The organism is Allobosea sp. GW821-FHT12C12, assembly GCF_058807355.1.
Window position 1 is genome coordinate 34,700 of sequence record NZ_JBXAQP010000007.1, and the last position, 23,157, is coordinate 57,856.

A 23,157-nucleotide genomic window follows, 5' to 3' on the forward strand; every position below is an offset into this window, starting at 1 on the left:
GCTCGACCTCACCTCACGTCACAGGGATCGCGAGGACCAGCCAATGACCGGAACACTCATTCAGGCTAATCGCAGAGGGCTTCTGATCGGCGCCGCCGCGGCCGGCGCCACGGCATGGCTGCCGCGCCTCGTCGGGCCCGCCGCCGCGCAGGCGCCGGCGGGCGGCTCGTTTTCGCCGACCGCGACCATGCCCGGCGGCGCCAACAACTACATCGCCAATGCGCCGCTCGTGCAGAATCTCGGGACCGGATTCGTCGCGTCGGGCGTGGTCCGCAGGGCGGGCACCGGCGCGCCGCTGTCCAACATCCGGGTTCAGATCTGGGCCGCGACCGAGCGGGGCGGGGAGCGCGAGCCGAGCAATCGCGGCAGCGTGATGACCGGCCAGGACGGGCGCTACAGGCTGGAGATTTCGCCGATCGTGCCGCAGTTCGGGCAGCCCCACATCCATATCGCCTATGACGATCCGGGCTTCGCGACACTGTTCCTGCGCCCGGTCCTGGGCAGCCGGTACGACAAGAGCATAACGGCCGATTTCGTTCTGGCGCCGACCGCCTCGAATGAGCCGCGCCGAAGCTGACGGGCGCGGGCGGGTCGCGGCCTGGCGAATCTCGGCCTGGATCGTCATGACGGCCATCGCGGTCGTGCCGGTCGCCGTCGCCGCCGCAAGCCCGTTGCAGAAGGGGCGCGAATTTCTCTGGATCACCGGCGGCATGGCCGGTGTCGTGGCGCTGAGCCTGCTCTTCGTGCAGCCGCTTCTGATGGTGGCGTCGCCGTCTTTGCCGTCGCTGCGAAACGGCGTCGATTGGCATCGCCGGGGCGGGATCGCGATCGTCGTTATGGTCGCCCTGCATGTCGGCGCGCTCTATGCCTACAGTCCCGACGACGTGACCGACGCGCTGCTGCTGGTCGCGCCGACGCCATTCTCGCTCTACGGCGTGATCGGCCTGTGGTGCCTCGCGCTGACGGCCGCGCTGGCCGCGACCCGTCGCAGATTGCGGTTCTCCTACCAGCTCTGGCGGATCCTGCACAGCGCGCTCGCGGTCGCGATCGTCGGCGCCAGCGCGGTGCATGCCATCCAGATCGAAGGCGCGATGGAAACCTATTCGAAATGGGCGATCTGCATCGCCGCCATGGCGGCGACGACCATCGGCGCGCTCGAGGTCAACGTGCTGGCGCCCTTGCGCCGCCGCCGGAGGCTTCAGCGCGGCTAGCCGCCTTGAATGCCGGCCGGCGGCCCCACGCCGCCGCCGAGTGGCGACGCGCTTTTTCGCGGCCGCGACGCTGGCTCTGCGCGCCGGTCGTGTGGTATCGAGCGGCGCGCCGAAAGCCGGGCCTGGGGGCGTAGCTCAATGGTTAGAGCCGACCGCTCATAACGGTCTGGTTGCAGGTTCGAGTCCTGCCGCCCCCACCAGCGCCGCGAGAGCGGATCAGACGACTTTCGTGGTCAGCGTACCCACGCCCTCGATATGGCCTTCCATCACGTCGCCGCGCACGACCGCGCCGACGCCGGACGGCGTGCCCGACATGATCAGGTCGCCGGGCTGCAGCTCGAACAGGCCGGAAAGGTAGGAGATCATCTCCGGCACCTTCCAGATCATGTGGTTGAGGTCGCCCTGCTGACGCGTCTCGCCGTTGACCTTCAGCCAGACCGCGCCGTTCTCGGGGTGGCCGATCGTGCTCGCGGGGACGATCTCGGTCATCGGCGCCGAATGCTCGAAGGCCTTGCCGATCTCCCAGGGTCGGCCCGCCTTCTTGCACTCGTCCTGCAGGTCGCGCCGTGTCATGTCGAGGCCGACGGCATAGCCGTAGACGTGGTCGAGCGCGCGCTCGATCGGGATATCCTTGCCGCCCTTGGCCAGCGCCACGACCAGTTCGATCTCGTGATGGACGTTGCTGCTGCGCGGCGGATAGGGGAAGTCGCCGTCGTCCAGGACGACGCTGTCGGGGTTCTTCTGGAAAAAGAACGGCGCCTCGCGATTGGGGTCGCCGCCCATCTCGATGGTGTGGGCGGCGTAGTTGCGGCCGACGCAGTAGATCCGGTGGATCGGAAAGCGGTTCTGCGTCCCCTTCACGGACACCGAGACGGGCGCGGGAGCCTGGACGACATGGCTCTGGGGCGTGGCGATATTCATGGTGTCGGGTCCTCTATTGGCTCAGGCCGGTGGTGGTGAAGGGTGAAAAGCGCTCAGCGCGAGGCGGCGTAGTAGCCGACGCTGCGTTCGAGCCGCGCCAGCCCCTCGTTGAGGGTGAAGGCGAAGGCGAAGAGCACCAGAAGCAGCGCCCAGAAGTGCTCCATCAGGAAATGCGACTGGTAGATCTCGAAGAGGGTGCCGAAGCCGACGACCGAGACCAGCAATTGCCCGATGACGACGCCCTTGACGGCGCGGATCATGCCGAGCCGGATTCCGGCCAGGATCTCGGGCAGCGCCGCCCAGAGATAGATCTTGCCGAAGGCCTGCCATGGGTTGGCCCCGAAGCTGCGCGCCATCTCGACCAGGGATGGCGAGATGCCGCGCACGCCGGCGCGGGTGTTGAGGACGATGATCCATACCGAGAACAGCACGACGGTCAGCACGATCGTGGTCTCGCCGAGCCCGAACAGCACCATGATGACCGGCACCAGCGCGCTGAGCGGGGCCGAGAGGAACAGGTTGACCCAGGGCAGCAGCAGCCGGTCGGCGATGACCGAGCGACCCATCAGGATGCCGAGCGGAACGCCGGCGCCGATCGCGATCAGGTTGCCGAGGATGAAGCTGCGCCCCGTGATCAGCAGCGCTTCCAGGAAGGACGCCGTCGGCACGATCTCGAAGACGCGCCAGACGATGCGCGAGAGCGGCGGCAGGATGAAGCCGGCGTCGGTGCGGCCGGCGATCTCCCAGAGCACGGCCCAGACCAGAAGCGCGGCCGCCATCGGCAGGCGGAAGCCCGAAATCACCATGGCGATCAATCCAGATAATGCTTGAGCTGCTGCCAGATCTCCTCGACGACATCGAGGTAGCCTGAATCGCGCCTGATCTTCTCGGGGTCGCCCTCGCGCGAGATCTTCGGCTCGATGATCGCCGAGACGCGGCTCGGCCGGCGCGACAGCAGCGCGATCCGGTCGGAGACGTAGACCGCCTCCTCGATCGAATGCGTCACGAAGATGAAGCTCTTGCCCTCGTTGGCGACGAGTTCGAGCAGCTCCTCCTGGAACTTGCGCCGCGTCTGCTCGTCGACGGCCGAGAAGGGCTCGTCCATCAGCACGACCTTGGCGTCGACCGCCAGCGCGCGGGCCAGCCCCACGCGCTGGCGCATGCCGCCGGAGAGTTCGTGCGGGAATTTCTGCTCGAAGCCTTTCAGTCCGACGCGGGCGATGTGGCGCTCGGCCGCGGCCTCGCGCTCGGAGCGGGCGACGCCGCGCAACTCGAGCCCGAAGGCGACGTTGCGCATCACGCTGGCCCAGGGCATCAGCGCGAAATCCTGGAAGACGAAGGCCCGCTCCGGCCCCGGTCCCGCGACCTCCCTGCCGTCGACTAGAACCTGACCGCCGCTATGCGGGATCAGCCCGGCGATGATCTTGAGCAAGGTCGTCTTGCCGCAGCCGGAAGGGCCGAGCAGCGTCGTCAGCTTACCCTCGGGAAAATCGAGCGAGATGCCGCTCAGCGCCTCGACGCCGCCGGGATAGGTTTTCGAGACGTTGCGGACCTCGACGACAGGACGCGTCGCGATCGGCGCGGGGCCCTTCGCCTCGAGCGGCGAAACCATGGCTTGGCCGGCGTTCATGCGCGTACCTCCGGTCGAAACAGCGTGAGTTCGATCCGCTCCAGCGCCTCGATGAACAGCACCGAGAACAGGATGATCGAGAGGATCGCCGCATACATCTTAGGGTAGTCGGCGACCGACTGGTTGTAGGAGATCAGGTCGCCGATGCCGGTCGGCGTGATCAGCAGTTCGGCGAGGATGACGCCGATGAAGGCGGCGGCGCAGCCGAGCCGGAGGCCTGCGAAGATCATCGGGCTCGCCGCCGGCAGGATGACGCGGCGTATGGACTGGCTGCGCGTGGCGAGGAAGGACCGGCTCATCTCCAGCAGCGATTGCGGCGTGTTGCGCACCGCGCCGAGCGTGTTCAGCACGATCACCGGCATCGCCATGATGCAGACGGTCATGATCTTGGCGGTCAGGCCGATGCCGTAGGCGAAGGTCAGGATCGGGATCAGCGCGGCGAGCGGCGCGGCCTGCGCGATGATGAACAGCGGCGCGATCAGCCATTCGGACGGCTCGTGCAAACCCATCAGCACGCCGAGCGAGACGCCGAGCACGACCGAGACGGCCAGTCCGATGACGAGCGGATAGAGCGTGATCAGGAAGGCCTTGAACAGGCTGCCGTCGACGACCAGGCTCTTCAGGCCCGCGAGCGTTTCGATAAAGGTCGGGAAGGCCGGACTGAGCGGAATCCGGCCGGCATATTCCCAGAGCGCCAGAGCGATCGAGAACGAGACCAGCCGCAGCGCGAGCGGATGGACAGCGAGGTCGCGCCAGTTGCGCGCGGGCGTCCGGCGCAGCGTCGGCAAGGCGGGAGCGAGTTCGGAGGTCTGCAAGGGAAGCCTCACTCGGTGCGAAAGGCGGCCGGAAGACAAACCCCGTCGTCCCGGACAAGCCGCGAAGCGGCGCCGATCCGGGATCCATCATAGGGCAGGACGGCGCTCGATGACGGATCCCTGGTCAAGCCCGGGGTGACGGCGGTGCTTCCGAGCGAAATCGACATTGCTTCAGCTGCCGAGCGCCTTGCGGGCGCGGTCGAGCGGCGCGAGATACCAGAAGTCCTCGACCTTGAGGTCCTTGGCCGGGCCCTGCATCTGGCCGGCCTCGACATAGAACTCGAAATCGGCCGCCGCGACCTCGGCGTTGCCGCCACCCGGCGCAAAGATGCCTTCCTTGGTCGCCATGGTGTAGAACCTGGTTATGCCTTCCAGCACCTCCTTGGGCTGGTCGGCCATCAGCTTGCGCTTGGCGCGCTCCTGCTCGATCACCGCCGGATTTGCGGCCATCTCGGCCCACAGCCGCATGAACTCGGTGACGACGATGTCGACCTTGGCCTCGTTCTTCTTGATCCAGTCGATCTGCCCGAACAGCGTTTCGTCCGACGCCGGCTGCGAGACGCCCGGCAGGACATGGAAGCGGTCGCCGGCCTTCTCCAGCAGCAGATTCTTGTTGGCGAGATCGACGATCGTCGCCTTGATCTGCCCCTTCATCATGCCGATGATCCGGTTCTCGGAGCCCGGCACATAGGAGCGGTCGCCGAACTGGATGCCCTCGCGCTTGGCGATGATGTTGCCGATCGCCTCGGTGCCGGTGGCGCGGGCATGGAAGGCGATCGGCTGGCCGTTCATGTCCTTCCAGCTCTTGTAGGACTTGTCGACGACGGGGAAGAAGACCAGCCTCGTGCCCTGGAAGAGGATGCGCAGCGGGGCCTTGCTCTTCTGCACCACGGCGTAGGGCGTGCCGATGCCGAGATCGGCCTGGCCGTTGATCACGGCCTGGATCGCGAGGTCCTCCTTGGCGAAATGCGTGACCTGATAGTCGACGCCTTTCTCCCTGGCGCGCTCCAGCGCGATGATCATCGACAGCGTCTCGGTCGAGAGCACGTCGCCGAGCGCGATGCGGATCTTCTCCTGCGCCTGCGCGACCATGGATCCCGCCGACAAGGCGGCGGCGATCGCGACGGCGTACAGAGCTGTGGACAGCCTTCTTCCTGGCGCTTTCATTTCAATGCTCCTCCCAGAGCGTTCTTGTTCATTGCCGCTTATGGTCGCAACCAATTCGATTTTGGCCACTGTCAGAGCGCCTATTGATCCTGTCAAGGCCGAAAATGCGCGTTGCAGCGCACCAAAATCGACAGAATCCGCCAAATCGCGCCAACCAATCCTTGAATGGTTGCAATCGCCGCAAATCCGTGAAATCAAGGATCGTTCTCGGTTGGGCCCGGTCACGCATGCTGGACAGACAAGTCGACGCCTCCCCCTCGCTCGCCATGTCGGGCGTGCTGACGCAGCTCTCGGGCTATCTCGCCGCCGCCGAACTGCCCGATGACGGGCGGCTGCCGCCCGAGCGCGAGCTCGCCGAACTGCTCGGCGTCAAGCGCACCGAACTGCGCCGCAGCCTCGCCGTGCTGGAGCGCGAGGGGCGGCTCTGGCGACAGGTGGGGAAGGGCACCTTCATCGGCCCGCGCCCGCCGCAGCTCCTCGACATCGCCGACCTCGCCGAGCGCAGCAACCCTCTGCAGGTGATGCGGGCGCGCATCGGCCTCGAACCGGAACTCGCCCGGCTCGCGGCGATCAGCGCCACGGCGATGGAGATCGCGACGCTGGCGGAGCTGAACGCCGCCTGCCGCGCGGCCGGAACCTGGCGCGAATACGAGGCCTACGACGCGCGCTTCCACCACCAGATCGCGGAAGCCGCGCACAACCCGATCCTGCTCGCGCTGCTGGAGACGCTGAACGCGGTGCGGCGGGCCGTGACCTGGGGCCGGCCGCGCCCGAGCCATCTCAGGCCGCCCGCCGATCATCACAGCTTCGCCGACCATGAGCGCATCGTCGACGCCATCGCCCATCGCGAGGCCGCGGTCGCGGCCGATGGCATGCGCCGGCACCTCCAGAACGTCGAGGACCGGCTGATCGGCCGCCAGCCTTGAGCGGTCAGCGCCGCCGCTCCAGCCCGCGGCTCCAGCGCGAGAGCGCAAAGCAGATCAGCCAGTAGATGCCGCCGGAGAAGACATAGGCCTCCATGTTCATGCCGACCCAGGCCGGGTCGGCGAGCGAGGCCTGGGCGATGCCGAGCAGATCGAGGATCGAGACGACGAGCACCAGCGTCGTGTTCTTGACCAGCGCGATGAACTCGTTGGTCATTGCCGGCAGCGAGATGCGCAGGGCCTGGGGCAGCACGATCAGCCCCGTCGCCTTCCAGTAGGTCAGGCCGAGCGCGGTCGCGGCCTCGCGCTGGCCGGCCGGCAGGGCTTGAAGTCCGCCGCGCACGGCCTCGGCCATATAGGCGGCGATGACGAGGCCGAGCCCGATCACGGCCCGCGCCAGCCGGTCGACGCCGATGCCGCCCGGCAGGATCAGCGGCAAGAGCAGCGAGGCGAGGAAGATCACCGCGATGATCGGCACGCCGCGCCAGAACTCGATGAAGATGACGCTGACGAGGCGGATGACGCGCAGGTTCGACTGCCGCCCGAGCGCGAACAGGATGCCGAGCGGGATCGCGATCAGGCTGGCATAGACCGAGATGAACAGGGTCAGCATCAGCCCGCCCCATTCGCGGGTCTCGATGGGGCGCAGGCCGTAGCCGCCGGCGAGCAGCCAGATGCCGAGTGGAGGCAGCACGACCAGCGCGGCGATGCCGAGCTTCAGCTTGAAGCGCTTCGGCGCGAGGATGATCGCGGCGCCCGACAGCGCGAACGCGATGCCGGTCAGGTCGACGCGCCAGCGCTGGTCCGGCGGATAGAGCCCGTACATGAACTGGCCGAAACGGGCCTTGACGAAGACCCAGCAGGCCCCGCCCGGTGCGCAATCGTTGCGGGTCGTGCCGGTCCAGGTCGCGTCGATCAGCGCCCAGCGGATCATCGGGACTGTGATCCAGGCGAGGGCGAGCCCGATGACCAGCGTGCCGGCCGCGGTCGCAGGCGTGGCGAAGAGGCGGTGACGCCAGAGGGTAAGGCTCGCGGCGTTCATCGCGTCACCAGCGCGATGCGGGCATTGTACCAGTTCATGAAGGCGGAGACCGCGAGCCCGATGACGAGATAGACCGCGAGCGTCATCGCGATGATCTCGATCGCCTGGCCGGTGTTGTTCAGCGCCGAGCCCATGAACAGGCTAACCACGTCTGGATAGGCGATCGCCGCCCCGAAGGACGAGTTCTTCAGCACGTTGAGATACTGGTTCGTCATCGGCGGGATCATCACCCGCAGCGCCTGCGGGATGGTGACGAGGCGCAGGATCTTCCCGCGCTGGAGGCCGAGCGCGGAGGCCGCCTCGATCTGACCGTGCGGCACGGCCTGAATGCCGCCGCGCACGATCTCGGCGATGAAGCCGGCGGTGTAGGTGACGAGCGCCGCCAGCAGCGCCACGAATTCCGGGATGACGACGAAGCCGCCGCGATAGTTGAAGCCGCGCAGCACGGGGACATCCCAGCGCGTCGCGAGGCTCGCCCAGGCGATGGCGATGACCGGCACGATCACGATGAGGACGATGCCGACGCGGATGACCGGCGGCGACCGGCCGGTCAGCGCCTGGCGTCGGCGCGCCCAGCGCAGGAAGAGCCAGTGGACGAGCGCCGCCAGCAGGATCGCGCCGAGCGCCCACTGGAAATTGCCCGGCGCATCGGGCAGCGGGATCGTCAGACCGCGATTGTTGAGGAAGGCGATGCCTAGGAGATTCACGCTGTCGCGCGGGGCGGGCAGGGCGGCGATGACGCCGAAATACCAGAACAGCACGAAGAACAGCAGCGGGATGTTGCGGACGAACTCGATATAGGCCCCGGCGATGGTCGAGAGCAGCCAGTGCGAGGAGAGCCGCGCGATGCCGAGCACGAAGCCGAGCGCGGTCGCCAGCACGATCGCGATCACGGTCACCAGCATGGTGTTGGCGACGCCGGCCCAGAACAGGCGGAAGATGCTGTCGGCCTGGGTGTAGCTGGTCAGGACGAAGGGCACGTCGATGCCCGAGGTGCGCCAGAGGAAGTCGAAGCCCGAGGCGATGCCGGCCTTGACCATGTTCTCCGAGGCGTTGCGCACGAAGAACACGGTCAGGCCGACGAGCCCGACCACGACCGCGGCCTGGTAGATCCAGTCGCGGACGCGCTTGTCGTTGATGAGGGCGATGGCTTTGGTCACGATGGGCCGGCTCGATCCAACGAACTTCATGTCGTTCCGGGGCTTCGCGCAGCGAAGAACCCGGAACCCGCGACCGGGTGAGTGCTTGAAACGGTTACCCGCCGAACGACCCGGTCGTGGGGTTCCGGGTTCATGCCTGCGGCATGCCCCGGAATGACAGAGCGACCGCTCTCACTGGAAGGGCGGCGTGAACAGGAGCCCACCCTTGGTCCACAGCTGGTTCTGGCCGCGTTCCAGCTTCAGGGTCGAGCCCATGCCGACGGTGCGCTCATAGCTTTCGCCATAGTTCCCGACCTGCTTGATGGCGTTGTACATCCAGTCGTTGGACAGGCCGAGCATCGCTCCGAAACCACCCTCGGCGCCGAGCAGGCGGCGGACCTCGGCGTTCTTCGAGTTCGCCTTCATCTCGTCGACATTGGCGGCGGTGACGCCGAGCGCCTCGGCGGCGATCTGGCCGTTCAGCACCCAGCGCACGATGGTCTGCCAGCGATCGTCGCCCCAGCGCGTCACCGGGCCCTGCGGATCGTTCGAGATCGGCTGGGTCAGGATGATGTGGTCGCCGGGGACCTTGAGCTTGACGCGCTGGCCGGCGAGCGCGCCGACGCCGGCGGTATAGGCGTCGCAGCGGCCGGAATCATAGGCCGTGATCGCGTCGTCGTTCTTCTGGAAGTTGGTGATGGTGACCTTGAGGTTGCGCTCGCGGAACCAGTCGGAGGCGTTCTTCTCCTCGGTCGAGCCGGCGGCGACGCAGACCGAGGCGCCGTCGAGATCGGCAGCCGACTTCGCGTTGGTCGCCTTGCGGACGATGAAGGTCTGGCCCTCGTAGAAGTTGATGCCCTGGAAGTTCAGGCCGAGCGTGGCGTTGCGCGAGAAGGTGATGGTCGAGTTGCGCGAGAGCAGGTCGACCTGGCCCGATTGCAGGATCGGCCAACGCTGCTGCACCGAGGTCGGCGTGAACTTGACCTTCCTGGCGTCGCCCAGCACGGCCGCGGCGAGCGCCCGGCAATAATCGACGTCGAGCCCGGTCCACTCGCCCTTGTCGTCGGCGAAGGAGAAGCCCGGCAGGCCCAGATGCACGCCGCATTCGATGTTGCCGCGCGCCTTGATGGCGTCGAGCGTCGGGCTCGGCGCGAGCTGCTGGGCTCCGGCGGCAGAGGCGGTCGCGACCAGGACGGCCGCCGCGAAAACTGTCTTCATGATCGTGTGCTCCCCGAATCCCGAAGCGGCGTTGCGCTTCCCGGCCGCGACTATGCAACAGCCGCGTTGGGAGAAACAGTCTCCGTCGCTCGATCCTGGCAGGAGCGACGGCTCTATGGCTTTGGACCGCTCAACCGGGCAAATGCGGCGCGCTCGCGATGGCTTCCCGTGTTGACCCGGTCGTCGGTTCCGGGTTCTTCGGTCTGCGAAACCCCGGAATGGCAAAGGTTCGAAGGATCATCATGAAAATCAACGATCCCGCGGTGCTCGCCGAAGTCGAGGCCGCCTTCGCGGCCTATGAGAAGGCGCTGACGACGAACGACGTCGCGGTGCTGGACACGCTGTTCAGGAATGCGCCGGAGACGGTGCGCTACGGCGTGGCAGAGAATCTTTACGGCTATGCCGAGATCGCGGCCTTTCGCGCGGCGCGCTCGCCGGTCGGGGTCACGCGCACGATCGAACGCACGGTGATCACGACCTATGGCGATGCTTTCGCCACCGCTAACACGTTGTTCCGGCGCGACAGCATGGCCGGACGGGTCGGGCGACAGAGCCAGAGCTGGATCAAGTTCCCCGAAGGCTGGCGGGTGGCCGCCGCGCATGTCAGCGTGATCGCCGAATAGACCGGCTGTCCGCGACCAAGCCCCGAAATGCAAACGCCCGGCCTCACGGCCGGGCGCGATCAAATTCATGCAATCCGAGCCTAGACCGTCAGCTTGCCGGCCTTGGCGGCGGCATAGCGCTCGTTGACCTTGGCCCAGTTGACCGTGTTCCACCAGCTTTTGAGATAGTCGGCGCGACGGTTCTGGTATTTCAGGTAATAGGCGTGCTCCCAGACATCGTTGCCGAAGAGCGGCATCTGCTTGTCCATCAGCGGGTTGTCCTGGCCGGGCTTGGTGATCAGCGCGAGCTTGCCGTCGCTGGCGACCGTGACGAAGACCCAGCCGGAGCCGAAGACGCGCAGGCCCGCCGCCTCGAAATCGGCCTTGAACTTGTCGAAGCCGCCGAGGTCCTTGGTGATCGCGGCCGCGACGTCGCCGGTCGGCGCGCCGCCGGCGTTCGGGCCCATCACCTCCCAGAACATGGTGTGGTTGGCATGGCCGCCGCCGGCGTTGCGGACCGGGGTGCGCACGGCCTCCGGCACCGACATGAGGTCGCCGAGGAGCTTGTTGAGCGGGGTCGAGGCCACGACGCCATGGTCCTTGGCGACGCCGTTCAGTCCGGCGACGAAGGCGGCGTGATGGCGGCTGTAGTGGATATCCATCGTTGTCGCGTCGATATGGGGCTCGAGCGCGGCGGCCTCGTAGGCGCGCTTGGGCAGCGAGAAGGGGCCGGCGGCCGGCGCGGGCGCGGCAGCCTGGGCCCAGACCTTCGGCGCGGCCGAGACCGCGATGGCGGCCGCGCCGAATCCGATCAGCGAGCGGCGGGAAAACGAAGTCGCGTTCGTCATGACATCCTCCGAGGGGCGGCGGCGTATGCGCCGGCGTTACCGTTGCGGTAATCGCACGGCGCGACCGCGGATGCATCGGCTCGATGCGAAGGCGACGATTTTTTCGTCGGCGACGATCGGCGTGATGCAGAGCAGGTGCGATGTAGCGCCCGGTTTCGCATGACGGCGCGGCGTCGCGGCATAATCACGCGCCGGCACAATCGCGCCCGCATCTCCTTGTTCCGCTGCTCGGCCTGTCCTGCCGATGCTGGGGGAACGGCCGCTCGTCAGCGACTGGCTCGGCCTCGTGCCGATCGTGGCCGCCTCCGGCGCGATCCTGCTGCCGTCCGGCGATACCTTGCGTGCGCAGCCTCGAGCTGCGCGAAACGTCCTTTCTTGCGCGATCCGTCTCATTAACCGCGGGTTTACCGCGTTTTGCCTAGAGTTAGCTTGCCCATAGCCTTCGGAAGCCCGCCATCATGCAAGCGCACGCCGTCAAGGCGCCCGAGCCCGCCAACGAAGACATGCCGGCCGAGGCGGGCGCTGCGCGTGCGGTGCGGGAGATCGCCGAGCGTTTCGGCAAGCTCGGCGCGGAGATTACCGATATCTCCGGCAGCATCGGCGACGTCACGCGTCAGCTCGAAGGCCAGACCGACGGGCTGCACCGGCTCGTCGTCGCGGTCGAGCAGGTTTCGCTCGCCAACCGTTCGATCGAGCAGGCGGCCGAGGGCGCGCAGCAGACGGCCTCCGTGGTCCGCAGCGGGCTCGCCCGCGTCACCGACGCGGTCAAGGTCGGGCTCAACGTGGCGCAGTCCGACATCGAGGCGCTGACGCAGGGCGCGGCGACATTGGCCTCGGCGCTCGCCGAGGCCGTCGGCGAGGCGCACAAGGCGCGCGCCTCCAGCGACGCGATCCAGTCGATCACCCGCGAAATCCAGCTGCTCTCGATCAATGCCGGCGTGGAGGCCGCCCGCAGCGGCGCGGCTGGAAAAGGTTTCGCCGTGATCGCGGCGGCGGTGAAGCAGCTCGCCGAGCAGACCCGCGAGGCGACGACGCTCGGCGCCAGGCAGCTCGACGCGCTGGTCAAGGCCGTGGACCTGCTGGCGCATAAGAGTCAGGAGAACGCCGAGACGGCGCGGCGCGCCAGCGAGCAGAGCCAGGGCATCGCGCTGCAGCTCGGCGAACTCGATTCCTTCGGCAAGTCGGTCGTCGGGCTGATCGGCAATATCGACGCGATCTCGGCGCCGACCCGCGAGAACGCCGTCGCCTTCGCCGAGGTCGGCAAGGATCTGCGCGGGCTCGTCGCCGGCGTCGACGCCTCCAGCGTCAATCTGGAGCGCGCCTCGCAGCGCACCGACCAACTGGTCTCGATCAGCGAGGCGATCCTGGGCTCCATCGCCGCGTCGGGCGTGCGGACCGCGCAGTCCGAGCTGATCGCGACCGCGATGGAGACGGCCGCGACGATCGGCGGGCTGTTCGAGCAGGCGCTGGCGCGCGGCGAGATCGCGATGGGCGACCTGTTCGACGACGCCTACCGGCCTGTCGAGGGCTCGGACCCGATCCAGCACATGACGCGCTTCGTCGCGCTGACCGACCGGCTGCTGCCGCCGATCCAGGAAGAGCTCCTGTCGACCAACGGCCGCATCGTCTTCTGCGCGGCGGTGGACCGCAACGGCTTCCTGCCGACGCATAACCGGAAGTACTCGCAGCCTCAGGGCCGCGATCCGGTCTGGAACAACGCCAACTGCCGCAACCGGCGCATCTTCGACGATCGCACCGGCCTGGCGGCCGCGCGCAACCGCAAGCCGTTCCTGCTGCAGACCTATCGCCGCGACATGGGCGGCGGCCAGTTCCTGGTGATGGAAGACCTGTCGGCCCCGATCATGGTCAAGGGCCGGCACTGGGGTGGTTTCCGCTTCGGCCTGAAGACCTGAGCGCAGACAGGACGCGGCCCTTGGCCCGCCCGCCTGCGCGTCGCCTGTATGTATTCCGTCGTGCCTTTCGTGTGTTTCGTCGCGTTGAGTGAGCCGGTCGATCAAGCGCCATGCATATCGCGCCATCCTTCCCGAACCTCTCGGTTCTGCTGATCGATCCCAGCCCGCACTACCGGCGGATCATCCGCACGATGCTCTATCAGGCGCAACTGCATCGCATCTTCGAGGCGTCGGACCTGGCATCGGCCGCGACGACGTTCATCCAGAAACAGCCCAATATCGTCATTCTCGACTGGGACCTGCCCGATTCCGGCAGCACGAAGTGCCTGGCCTCGATGCGCTCCTTCAAGACCTCGCCCTTCGCCAAGGCGCCGGTGCTGGTCATGATGGAGCGACCGGACCGGCGCTCGGTCGTCCATGCCGCCAAGCTCGGCGCGCACGAGATCATCACCAAGCCGATCTCGCCGAACAATCTCTGGGTCCATCTGTCGGGCGTGATCAACGTGCCGCGCAAATACAAGGAAGTCGGCGGCAGCATCTCGCTGGTGCCGCGCGCGATCAGCAACAGCATGTTCTGAGCGGGGCGCGCAGCGTTCCGGACACAAGCCGAAGCCAAAGCCCCAGGACGCAATTCCGCTGCGGAAACGCCCAAAAGGTTGACGGGCCGAGAACGGCTTAGCGAAATTTTTACCATTCTGGCGCGATCGTCTGCGAAGCATTCATGGGTCGCGCAGCCGTGGTCATCACAGTCTCCCTACCGCCGTTCCTGGGCCGCTCCGAGGCCGCGGCCTTCCGCAACCAGCTGCTCGTCGCGCTGGAGCAGAAGGAAAGCGTCAGCGTCGAATGCGCCGAGGCCGGGCCGTTGCCGAGCCTCTGGATCCAGCTTCTCCATTCAGCCGCCGCCAGCGCGAAGGCCAAGGGCCTCTCGGTCTCGCTGAAGGCGGCCTCGGCGGAATGCCGCCAATCCTTGCAGGCGATCGGGTTCGATCCCGCTCACAGCGCTCTCGTTCTGGAGTGATACGGATGAAAATCCTGGCCATCGACGACACCAAGACCCTGCTCAGCCTGCTCTGCCTGACGCTGAAGAACGCCGGCCACGAGGTCGCTTCCGCCGAGAACGGCGAGGAGGGGCTCGCCCAGTTCGACAAGTTCAAGCCCGATGTCGTCATCACCGACCTGAACATGCCGATCATGGACGGCATCGAGTTCACCCGCGCCTGCCGGGCGAGGCCCGCCGGCCAGAACACGCCGATCATCGTGCTGACCACGGAGAACGGAGCGGAGATCAAGGCGGAAGGCCGCCGCGCCGGCGCCAGCGCCTGGATGGTCAAGCCTTTCGAGCCCAATACGCTGCTCGGCCTCGTCGCGCGCTACCAGAACTGAGGCGGCCCCATGGATCCGTTGGCTGAACTCAAGCAGACCTTCTTCCAGGAGTGCGAGGAGCTTCTCGGCGCGCTGGAGATGAAGCTCCAGGCGCTCGACGAGGGCTCGACCGATCCAGAGGACGTCAACGCCGCCTTCCGGGCGATCCACTCGATCAAGGGTGGCGCGGGCGCGTTCGGCTGCACCGAACTGGTGTCGTTCGCGCATGTCTTCGAGGCCTCGCTCGACCATCTCCGTTCCGGCCGTGTCGCGATCGAGGATGCACCGTTCTCGCTGTTCCTGCGCTGCTCGGACGCGGTCGCCGATCTGGTCTCCGCCGCCCGCAACGACGAACCGGCAAGGCCGCGCCCCGACCTCCTGGCCGCGCTCGAGCAGGTCGGCCAGGCGCCACAGCCTGCGGCCGCCCCGGCTCCCGCAGCGGCGGCGCCGGCCACTGCCCCGGCAGCGCCCGCCGCTGCCGCCTCCGACGCGCCTCCCGGCATCGCCGCGCTCGGCAACCTGCTCGCCATGGTCGAAGCCAAGACCGGCGTCGCGCCGCCCGCGACGGCCGATTCCGGCTGGGACGACGAGCCGGCGGCCGCCAAGGCTGCGCCCGCAAAGGCCGGCCATGACATCTGCCTGAAGATCCGCCCCGAGAGCGACCTGTTCCGCCGCGTGATCGAGCCGCGCGTCGTGCTCGGTTCGCTGCCGGCCGACGACATCGTCTCGGTGACCTGCGACCTGAGCCAGGTGCCGTCGCTCGAGACGCTCGACGTCAGCGATTGCTTCATGCGCTTCACCGTGATGCTGCGCACCGAACTCTCGGTCGAGGAAATCTACAGCCGCTTCGACTTCACGCTCGCGGCCGAGGAGTTCGAGATCGAGACCGTGACGGTCGAGGCCGCGAACGACGATGCGCCCGCCCCCGTGCCGACGGCCGCCGCCGTCGCCCTGGCGGCGTCGTCGGAAGTCTCGGCCAATGTCGCGGCCGACCTGTCGGCGATCCTGGCCAGGCTCGGCCCGGCGACGGCCGTCGCGCCCGAACCCGAGATCGCGCCCAAGCCCGTTGTCGTGGCGCCTGCGCCCGTTCCGGTCGCGGCTGCGCCCGTCGAGGCCGCGCCGGTCGCGCGCGCGCCCGCCCGCGCTCCGGCCAACGACGCCGCCGCGGCGCGCCAGCGCCAGGCCGTCAGCGTGCGCGTCGATCTCGACCGCATCGACAAGCTGATGAACCTCGTCGGCGAGATCGTCATCACCCAGTCGATGCTGGTCGAATGCGTCCGCTCGCTGCCCTACGACATCTACGCCAAGACCGCCGAGGGCATCCTGACCCTGTCGCGCCAGACGCGCGAGCTGCAGGACCACGTCATGGCGGTGCGCGCGCAGCCGGTGAAGGCCGTGTTCCAGCGCATGCCGCGTCTGGTGCGCGAGCTCGCCCAGACGCTCGGCAAGGAGGTCCGCCTCGTGCTCGAGGGCGAGAACACCGAGGTCGACAAGACGATCATCGAGGAACTCGCCGATCCGCTCACCCATATGATCCGCAACTCGATGGATCACGGGCTGGAGACGCCGGACGACCGCATCGCCGCCGGCAAGCCGCCCGAGGGCGTGATCAAGCTCGTAGCCGAGCATCGCGCCGGCCGCATCGTGATCTCCGTCACCGATGACGGGCGCGGCATCGGCCGCGACAGGCTGCTCGCCAAGGCGCGCTCGCGCGGCCTCGTCGGCCAGGACGAGAAGCTCGCGCCCGAGGAGATCGACCAGCTGATCTTCGCAGCCGGCCTCTCGACGGCCGAGGTGGTCAGCGACGTCTCGGGCCGCGGCGTCGGCATGGACGTCGTGCGCCGCAACGTCGAATCGCTCGGCGGCCGCATCTCGGTCGATTCCGAACCCGGCCGCGGTTGCAAGTTCACGCTCGCCCTGCCGCTGACGCTCGCGGTGCTCGAAGGCATGGTCATCCGCTGCGGCGACGACCGCTACGTCATCCCGATCGCCTCGGTGATCGAGACGCAGCATCTCGCCTCGACGCCGATCGAGCACCTCACCTTCGGCCAGGAGGTGCTGCGCTGGCGCGGCGAGGTCACGCCGCTGCACCGTCTCGGCGCGGTGATGGGCTCCACCGGCACGCGCAACGAGAACATCATCATCATCGCCGAGACCGAGCGCGGCGACAATGTCGGCATCGCGGTCGACGAGATCGTCGGCCAGCAGCAGGTCGTCGTGAAGAGCCTCGAAGGCAATTACGGCACGGTCAACGGCGCCTCCGCCGCCACCATCCTCGGCGACGGCCTCGTCGCCCTGATCCTCGACGTCGATTCGATGCTCCGCCTCGCCGCGTCCAGCGGCCGTCTCCCTGTTCCCGCACTGAAAATGGCTGGATGACCATGACCCTTCAACTCGGCGAAAAGCACTTCTCCTCGGCCCAGGCGGAGTCCTCCGTCCGCCGCATCGTCACCTTCAAGGTCGGCGACCGGACGTTCGGCATCGATGTCGGCATGGTCCGCGAGATCAAGGGCTGGCAGACGACGACGCCGCTGCCGCATGCCGCCCCGCATGTGCGCGGCGTGCTGAACCTGCGCGGCGTCATCCTCGCGGTCTACGACCTGCGCACCTCGATCGGCCTCGGCCAGACCGAGGCGACCGCGACCCATGTCATCGTCGTCGTCGACATCGAGGACAAGGTCGCCGGCCTACTGGTCGATTCGGTGTCCGACATCGTCGACGTGCCGGTCAGCGCGGTCCGGCCCGCGCCGGATCTGGAGCGCGACGAGCACGGCCTGATCGAGGGTCTCGTCCTGCTCGACACCGACATCGTGGCGCTGCTCGACCTCGGCGCGGTGATCCGCGACGGCGGCGTCGATCCGGCCATGGTCAAGGCCGCGCGGGCGAACTGAAGGCCGCCGAAGGGGGCGGGAAGCCCCCTGTCACGGTCGAGACGGATATCGCGCCAAGAAAGAAACGCCAACGACATGCGCAGCCAGGATCCCTTTGCCAGATTGTCGGTCAGGCTGCCGCTGATGTTCGCGGGCGCGGCCGCGGCCGCGGGGGGGTCCGTGGCGGCGATCGCCTATGCGATCGCGGCGAGCCGGCTCGGCGGCCTCGTGGCGCAGGGCAAGCTCGGCGCGGCCGAGGCCGATGCGCTGCTCGGCTCCGCCCTGCCGCAGATGCTGGCCATGGGCGGCGGCGCGCTCTGCACCATTGCCGGGATCGGCTGGCTGGTGGCGCGCTCGGTCCACAGGCCGCTCGGTGCGATGAACCATGCGCTCGGGCGGCTGGCCCAGGGCGAGCCGTGCGAGATTCCCGGGCTGACGCGGGCCGACGAGATCGGCGACCTCGCGCGCGCGCTGAAGAGCGTCCATGAAACCGGGATCGAGGCCGCCCGCATCCGCGCCGCCCTCGACGATTGCCGCACCAAGATCATGGTCTGCGATGCGCAAAACCGCGTCGTCTACGTCAACAAGTCGCTGCTGAAGTTCTTCGCCGAGGCGCAGGAGGATTTCCGCCTCGCCTTTCCGGGCTGCTCGGCCAAGGACATGCTCGGCAGGGTGATCGACGCCGTCCAGCGCGAACCGGCGGCCGTCGGCGGCGATGCCCGCGCCGTGCGCTTCGCGCTCGGGCGCCGCACCGTCTCGCTGTCGCTGTGCCCGATCGCGGGCGCTGCCGGCGAGCGGCTCGGCACCGCCGTCGAATGGCTCGAACTGACCGATGAGCTCGCGGCCGCGGCCGAGGTCGCAGCCGTCGTGAGCGCCGCCGTCGAGGGCGATTTCTCGCGGCGCGTGCCGCTCGCCGGCAAGCCCGAGGCATTGGCCCAGATCGCCGACGGCATGAACCGCATCAATGGCCTGGTCGAGCAGGCGCTCGGCGAATTCGCCGGCGCGCTCGGGGGCCTCAGCGAGGGCGACCTGACGCGGCGCATGCAGGGCGACTATCGCGGGCTTTTCGCCGAGCTCAAGCAGAACCTCAACGGGACCCTCAGTCATCTCGGCGAGACGGTCACGACCATCCAGTCGAGCGCCGGCAACGTCGCTCGCGCCGCCGGCGAGATCAGCCAGGGCGCCGGCGATCTCGCCGCGCGCACCGAGGAAACCGCGACCAATCTCGAGGAGACCGCCGCCACCACCGAACAGCTCGCGGCCTCGGTCAAGCACAGCGCCGTGCGCTCGCGCGAGGCGACGGAACTCGCCGGCGAGGCGATGGGCGTCGCGAGCGACGGCCAGGCGGTCGTGGTCCAGGCGGTCGGCGCGATCGAGCGGATCGAGACCTCGTCCGCCCGGATTTCCGAGATCGTCGGCGTCATCGACGAGATCGCCTTCCAGACCAATCTTCTGGCGCTGAACGCCGCCGTCGAGGCGGCCCGCGCCGGCGACGCGGGCAAGGGCTTCGCCGTCGTCGCCTCGGAGGTGCGCGCGCTGGCGCAGCGCTCGGCCCAGGCGGCCAAGGACATCAAGGGACTGATCGTCTCCTCGAACGAGCAGGTCGGCGAGGGCGTCCGCTTCGTGCGTTCGACCGGCGCGGCGCTGGAGCGCATCGTCGCGGCGGCCGGCAAGGTCTCCGCCACCGTCGCCGAGATCTCGTCGGCCGCGGCCGAGCAGGCCCACGGCATCGAGGAGATGAGCCAGACGGTCGCCCATATGGACGAGACGACGCAACAGAACTCGGCGTTGGCCGAGCAGAGCGCGACCTCGGCCACCGAACTGATGGACGAGATCGCACGCTTGCGTTCGCTGGTCGCGTTCTTCCGCACGGACGCGGCCGGCCCGAGCCTGACCATGATGGAGCCGGCCCGGCTGCAGCGCCTCGCGCAGACCGTTCTTGCCGAAAAGACCCGTCCCGCCGCCGCTCAGGTCCCGCGCCGGCCGCAGCCTGCTTCAAACGAGCCGGCTGCGAGCCGGTCCAGCCTGCGTCGCCGCGCTGCTGGCGGCGGGCGCGCCGATGACTGGGCGGAGTTCTGATCGCGATGTCCAGGTCCAACGCCATGCCCGCCCCCCAGCCCGGCCTCGCGGACGCGACGCTGACGCGCGACGACATGGGCTTCATCTCGAAGCTGGTCTACGAGCAGGCCGGCATCGTCATCCGCGAGCACAAGGAAGCGATGACGCGCGGCCGGCTGGCGCGCCGCGTCAAGGCGCTCGGCCTGAGCTCGGTCGCCGAATACTGCGCCTTCCTGAAGTCGCCGGGAGCCGTCGACGAGATCCCCGAGCTGATCAACGCCGTCACCACCAACCACACGGCGTTCTTCCGCGAGCGGCACCATTTCGACCATCTGCGCAAGGACGTGCTGCCGAAGCTGATCAGCGAGCGCGGCGGCAAGCGCGGACGCGTCCGGATCTGGTCCTCGGCCTCGTCCTCGGGCGAGGAGCCCTACAGCATCGCCGCGATCGCGCGCGACGTGCTCGGCTCGCGCAGCGACGTCGATCTCAAGATTCTCGCGACCGACATCGACACCGACATCCTCGACCGGGCCGATGCCGGGCTCTATTCGCCCGAGCTGTTCGAGCGCTTGCCGGCCGATCTCAAACCGCTGCTCAGGCTGGACGGGGCAGGGCGCGCCGGCGAGGCCAGGATCAGCGACGACCTGCGTCGGCTGCTCACCTTCAAGCGGCTGAACCTGATCGAGAAATGGCCGATGAGCGGTCCGTTCGACGTGATCTTCTGCCGCAACGTCTTCATCTATTTCGACACCCAGACCAAGGCCTCGATCCTCGACCGCTTCGTCACGCTGCTGGCGCCGGGTGGGTTCCTCTATCTCGGCCATTCGGAATCGCTCCCGCAACCGCACGCGCAACTCAGGTTGATCGGCCGCACCATCTACGAGAGAATCCCATGAGCCTCGCCCGGTCCTCTCGCCGCTATTTCGATCCCCGTTTCGAGGCGACGATCATCACCGTCGCGCCGGGCGAGCATGAGATCACGTCGGCCAAGGACGAGATCGTGGCGACCGTGCTCGGCTCGTGCATCTCGGTGTGCATGCGCGATCCGACCGCCGGCGTCGGCGGGCTCAACCATTTCCTCCTGCCGAAGAACAATGGCGGTTCGGACGCCAGCGCCGGCGAGCGCTATGGCGACACCGCCATGGAAGTCCTGATCAACGGTCTGCTGAAGCGCGGGGCGCGGCGCGGCAATCTCGAAGCCAAGGTCTTCGGCGGCGCGCGCGTTCTGTCCGGCGCGACGATGCTGGCGATCGGCGACGGCAACATCGCCTTCGTCACCGAGTTCCTGCAGCGCGAGAGCATTCCGGTCGTCTCCAAGGATGTCGGCGGCACGCGCTCGCGGCGCATCCACTACCAGCCTGCCACCGGCCGCGCCTGGGTCCAGCACGTCCAGTCGACGGCGCGCGATCCCGAGCACGAGCAGGAAGTCGCCTACCTCAACCGGCTCAAGAGCCAGCCCGTGGTCTGCGAAGTCGAAATCTGGTGATGAGCATGATGACCTCCTCCGCCAACCCGGTGAAAGTCCTCGTCGTCGACGATTCGCTTCTGATGCAGAAGCTGATGACGCAGATCATCAACAATGCGCCCGGCTTCCAGGTCATCGGCGTCGCCGGCAGCGCCGAGGAGGGCTGGGACGCCATCCAGGAACTGCGGCCCGACATCCTGACGCTCGATCTCGAACTGCCGGGCCGGCACGGGCTGAAGCTGCTGGCGCGCGTGCTCAAGCAGGATCCGCTGCCGGTGCTGATCGTCTCGGCCTTCGGCGGACCCGGGGCCGACAACACCATCCAGGCGCTCGAACTCGGCGCGATCGATTTCATCGAGAAGCCCGACGGAACGACCCACACGCTCGAAGGCTTCATGAAGCACCTCGTCGCGGCGCTTTCGCGCGCCTCGGCGAGCCGGCGCATGTTCGCATCCGCCCGCGAGAGCGCCCCCGCGCGGCCCGCGCCCGTTCGGGAGCCGGCGCGCATCGGCGGGCGGACCTCGCTGATCGCCATCGGCGCATCGACCGGCGGCGTGCCCGCCGTCCAGGTGGTGATGCGCGACCTCGCCAGCCACCGCATCCCGATCGTCGTCGTCCAGCACATGCCTCCGGGCTACACGGCGAAGTTCGCCGCCCGGCTCGCGGCCGCGACCGGCCTCGACGTGAAGGAGGCCGCCGACGGCGACCGCCTCAGGCCGGGCATGGGCGTGGTGGCGCCGGGCGGCCCGCGCCATCTCGAGATCGAGGAGCGGCGCGGCGAGTTCATCTGCAATCTCCGCGAGGGTCCGCTGGTCAGCGGCCACAGCCCGTCCGTCGACGTGATGTTCCACTCGGTGGCGCGCAGCCTCGGCAGCCACGCCATCGGAATCCTTTTGACCGGAATGGGCCGCGACGGCGCTGACGGTTTGTTAGCCATGCGCAAAGCGGGCGCCGAGACGTTAATCCAAAGTGGGGAAACCTGTGTGGTAAACGGAATGCCGAAAGCGGCATTCGAGATCGGGGCGGCCGACCGGGTCGTGGCCCTCGACCAGATCGGCGCCGCGGTCGGGCATTTGATCGGCGAGCGCCCCCATCTGCGCACCGCCTGAGGAGAGCGTGATGAAAGCGAGAAGCGACTACAGGATCCTCGTGGTCGACGATCAGAAGAGCATGCGCGGCCTTGCGACGTATTTCCTGAAGCAGATCGAGTTCCAGGACATCGACGAGGCCGAGAACGCGCGCGAGGCCCTGATGAAGATGCAGGGCAAGCGCTACGATCTCCTGCTGCTCGACTGGAACATGGACGGGATGAGCGGCATCGACCTGCTGCGCGCCATTCGCTCCGTGCCGGAGCTGAACCAGATCAAGATCATCATGGCGACCTCGGAGCGCTCGGTCGACAAGATGGACGAGGCGACGACCAACGGCGCCGACCATTACGTCGTGAAGCCCTATGAGCTGCGCGACCTCGAAGTGCGCGTGAAGAAGGTTCTGGCCTGCTGAGCGAGGAGACTTCCGCATCCGCCGGGCGGGTGCGGCGTAGAACGGACAGCTTGGGAAAGCGGCCGTTCGGAGAGGGTGACAGATCGGGCTGGTGCCGGCTCGCGCCGAAGCGCCCGTGGTCGCCGGGAACTCTCCCGAGCCGGCCGTCGCGCCGGTTCCGGCCAAACCCGTCACGGCTCATGATTTCGGCTTCGACCGGTCGGGCGGCGGACGCTCGGAGCTCGCGGCCTATGCCGGCCGGCCACCAACCGCGGCTTCGCTGCTCAGCTCGCCATGCGGGAGGTGCCCTGGCAGCGCCATTCGCGACGCGGGCTGATGCTGCTGGCGACGCGAGCAACGATTTCGGCGGACAGGAGCCGCTCGAAGGCCGGGCGATCGCGGACTCCGCGCGCAGCCCCTATGGCGCGCCCTGTGCCTTCGCCGGGAAGGTCAGGCTGCGCGGCCCCAATGCGCTCCGTTCTATCGCCGGT

Annotated in this window: 24 protein-coding genes and 1 tRNA gene; 16 read left to right on the top strand and 9 right to left on the bottom strand. The window is 68.0% G+C overall.

All coding sequences use genetic code 11. The annotated features are described in order from the left end of the window. Window positions 1-43 precede the first annotated feature (43 nt). From AC1RRW_RS11740 to AC1RRW_RS11750, 3 genes are all read left to right on the top strand, one after another. Complete coding sequence (locus AC1RRW_RS11740) at window positions 44-577, top strand: peptidase associated/transthyretin-like domain-containing protein (RefSeq protein WP_492900942.1); 534 nt, start codon at window positions 44-46, stop codon at window positions 575-577. Next, on the top strand, window positions 558-1,211 hold the full coding sequence (locus AC1RRW_RS11745) for a ferric reductase-like transmembrane domain-containing protein (protein WP_492900943.1): 654 nt from the start codon (window positions 558-560) through the stop codon (window positions 1,209-1,211). Before AC1RRW_RS11740 ends, AC1RRW_RS11745 begins: the two co-directional genes overlap by 20 nt. A gap of 124 nt (window positions 1,212-1,335) precedes the next feature. Further along, a tRNA-Ile gene (locus AC1RRW_RS11750) sits at window positions 1,336-1,411 on the top strand. A 16-nt stretch (window positions 1,412-1,427) separates the two neighbouring features. Here AC1RRW_RS11750 and AC1RRW_RS11755 read toward each other — a convergent pair. From AC1RRW_RS11755 to AC1RRW_RS11775, 5 genes are all read right to left on the bottom strand, one after another. After that, window positions 1,428-2,132 carry a fumarylacetoacetate hydrolase family protein gene (locus tag AC1RRW_RS11755; protein WP_492900944.1) on the bottom strand — a complete coding sequence of 235 codons (705 nt, stop codon included), beginning with the start codon at window positions 2,130-2,132 and terminating at the stop codon, window positions 1,428-1,430. A gap of 53 nt (window positions 2,133-2,185) precedes the next feature. After that, entirely contained in the window at window positions 2,186-2,938 is a 753-nt protein-coding gene (locus AC1RRW_RS11760; protein WP_492900945.1) for an ABC transporter permease, read from the bottom strand. A 5-nt stretch (window positions 2,939-2,943) separates the two neighbouring features. Continuing rightward, window positions 2,944-3,744: an ABC transporter ATP-binding protein gene (locus tag AC1RRW_RS11765; RefSeq protein WP_492901138.1), complete on the bottom strand. Its 801-nt coding sequence runs from the start codon at window positions 3,742-3,744 to the stop codon at window positions 2,944-2,946. Between the two features lie 14 nt (window positions 3,745-3,758). Continuing rightward, a complete protein-coding gene (locus tag AC1RRW_RS11770; protein ID WP_492900946.1) occupies window positions 3,759-4,577 on the bottom strand; it encodes an ABC transporter permease in 819 nt (272 codons plus the stop codon). Between the two features lie 171 nt (window positions 4,578-4,748). Then, window positions 4,749-5,744, bottom strand: a complete 996-nt coding sequence (locus AC1RRW_RS11775) for an ABC transporter substrate-binding protein (RefSeq protein ID WP_492900948.1) — start codon at window positions 5,742-5,744, stop codon at window positions 4,749-4,751. 227 nt (window positions 5,745-5,971) lie between these two features. Here AC1RRW_RS11775 and AC1RRW_RS11780 point away from each other — a divergent pair, with 227 nt between their 5' ends. Next, window positions 5,972-6,670: a FadR/GntR family transcriptional regulator gene (locus tag AC1RRW_RS11780; protein ID WP_492900949.1), complete on the top strand. Its 699-nt coding sequence runs from the start codon at window positions 5,972-5,974 to the stop codon at window positions 6,668-6,670. A gap of 4 nt (window positions 6,671-6,674) precedes the next feature. Here AC1RRW_RS11780 and AC1RRW_RS11785 read toward each other — a convergent pair whose 3' ends face one another. The 3 genes from AC1RRW_RS11785 to AC1RRW_RS11795 all read right to left on the bottom strand — a co-directional run bounded on the left by AC1RRW_RS11785 (window position 6,675) and on the right by AC1RRW_RS11795 (window position 10,069). Continuing rightward, window positions 6,675-7,709 carry an amino acid ABC transporter permease gene (locus AC1RRW_RS11785; protein ID WP_492900951.1) on the bottom strand — a complete coding sequence of 345 codons (1,035 nt, stop codon included), beginning with the start codon at window positions 7,707-7,709 and terminating at the stop codon, window positions 6,675-6,677. Further along, window positions 7,706-8,869, bottom strand: coding sequence for an amino acid ABC transporter permease (locus AC1RRW_RS11790; protein ID WP_492900952.1), 1,164 nt, complete (start codon window positions 8,867-8,869; stop codon window positions 7,706-7,708). The genes AC1RRW_RS11785 and AC1RRW_RS11790 overlap by 4 nt, the downstream gene beginning before the upstream one ends. A gap of 171 nt (window positions 8,870-9,040) precedes the next feature. Beyond that, window positions 9,041-10,069 (bottom strand): amino acid ABC transporter substrate-binding protein, encoded by a 1,029-nt coding sequence (locus AC1RRW_RS11795; RefSeq protein WP_492901139.1) that lies wholly within the window; start codon window positions 10,067-10,069, stop codon window positions 9,041-9,043. Between the two features lie 239 nt (window positions 10,070-10,308). On the opposite strand from AC1RRW_RS11795, the gene hpxZ reads away from it, so the two are divergent. Further along, complete coding sequence (gene hpxZ / locus AC1RRW_RS11800) at window positions 10,309-10,689, top strand: oxalurate catabolism protein HpxZ (protein ID WP_492900954.1); 381 nt, start codon at window positions 10,309-10,311, stop codon at window positions 10,687-10,689. Window positions 10,690-10,769: 80 nt separating this feature from the next. Here the strand turns inward: hpxZ and AC1RRW_RS11805 are convergent, their stop codons facing one another. Next, window positions 10,770-11,516 carry a superoxide dismutase gene (locus tag AC1RRW_RS11805; RefSeq protein ID WP_492900955.1) on the bottom strand — a complete coding sequence of 249 codons (747 nt, stop codon included), beginning with the start codon at window positions 11,514-11,516 and terminating at the stop codon, window positions 10,770-10,772. A 458-nt stretch (window positions 11,517-11,974) separates the two neighbouring features. On the opposite strand from AC1RRW_RS11805, the gene AC1RRW_RS11810 reads away from it, so the two are divergent. The 11 genes from AC1RRW_RS11810 to AC1RRW_RS11860 all read left to right on the top strand — a co-directional run bounded on the left by AC1RRW_RS11810 (window position 11,975) and on the right by AC1RRW_RS11860 (window position 22,687). Beyond that, complete coding sequence (locus AC1RRW_RS11810) at window positions 11,975-13,429, top strand: methyl-accepting chemotaxis protein (protein WP_492900956.1); 1,455 nt, start codon at window positions 11,975-11,977, stop codon at window positions 13,427-13,429. Window positions 13,430-13,539: 110 nt separating this feature from the next. After that, a complete protein-coding gene (locus tag AC1RRW_RS11815; protein WP_492900957.1) occupies window positions 13,540-14,007 on the top strand; it encodes a response regulator in 468 nt (155 codons plus the stop codon). A gap of 143 nt (window positions 14,008-14,150) precedes the next feature. Beyond that, window positions 14,151-14,447 (top strand): STAS domain-containing protein, encoded by a 297-nt coding sequence (locus tag AC1RRW_RS11820; protein ID WP_492900958.1) that lies wholly within the window; start codon window positions 14,151-14,153, stop codon window positions 14,445-14,447. A gap of 5 nt (window positions 14,448-14,452) precedes the next feature. Continuing rightward, window positions 14,453-14,812, top strand: coding sequence for a response regulator (locus tag AC1RRW_RS11825; RefSeq protein ID WP_492900960.1), 360 nt, complete (start codon window positions 14,453-14,455; stop codon window positions 14,810-14,812). A gap of 9 nt (window positions 14,813-14,821) precedes the next feature. After that, the gene (locus AC1RRW_RS11830; protein WP_492900961.1) at window positions 14,822-17,170 is read left to right on the top strand and encodes a chemotaxis protein CheA; all 2,349 of its coding nucleotides are present in this window, start codon (window positions 14,822-14,824) and stop codon (window positions 17,168-17,170) included. Window positions 17,171-17,172: 2 nt separating this feature from the next. Then, on the top strand, window positions 17,173-17,682 hold the full coding sequence (locus AC1RRW_RS11835) for a chemotaxis protein CheW (protein WP_492900962.1): 510 nt from the start codon (window positions 17,173-17,175) through the stop codon (window positions 17,680-17,682). A 75-nt stretch (window positions 17,683-17,757) separates the two neighbouring features. Next, a complete protein-coding gene (locus AC1RRW_RS11840; protein WP_492900964.1) occupies window positions 17,758-19,740 on the top strand; it encodes a methyl-accepting chemotaxis protein in 1,983 nt (660 codons plus the stop codon). 23 nt (window positions 19,741-19,763) lie between these two features. Next, window positions 19,764-20,615, top strand: coding sequence for a CheR family methyltransferase (locus tag AC1RRW_RS11845; RefSeq protein WP_492900965.1), 852 nt, complete (start codon window positions 19,764-19,766; stop codon window positions 20,613-20,615). Continuing rightward, window positions 20,612-21,205, top strand: coding sequence for a chemoreceptor glutamine deamidase CheD (locus tag AC1RRW_RS11850; protein ID WP_492900966.1), 594 nt, complete (start codon window positions 20,612-20,614; stop codon window positions 21,203-21,205). The genes AC1RRW_RS11845 and AC1RRW_RS11850 overlap by 4 nt, the downstream gene beginning before the upstream one ends. Next, the gene (gene cheB / locus AC1RRW_RS11855) at window positions 21,205-22,293 is read left to right on the top strand and encodes a chemotaxis-specific protein-glutamate methyltransferase CheB (RefSeq protein ID WP_492900967.1); all 1,089 of its coding nucleotides are present in this window, start codon (window positions 21,205-21,207) and stop codon (window positions 22,291-22,293) included. The genes AC1RRW_RS11850 and cheB overlap by 1 nt, the downstream gene beginning before the upstream one ends. Window positions 22,294-22,303: 10 nt before the next feature. After that, window positions 22,304-22,687, top strand: coding sequence for a response regulator (locus AC1RRW_RS11860; RefSeq protein WP_068180541.1), 384 nt, complete (start codon window positions 22,304-22,306; stop codon window positions 22,685-22,687). Window positions 22,688-23,157: the final 470 nt, after the last annotated feature.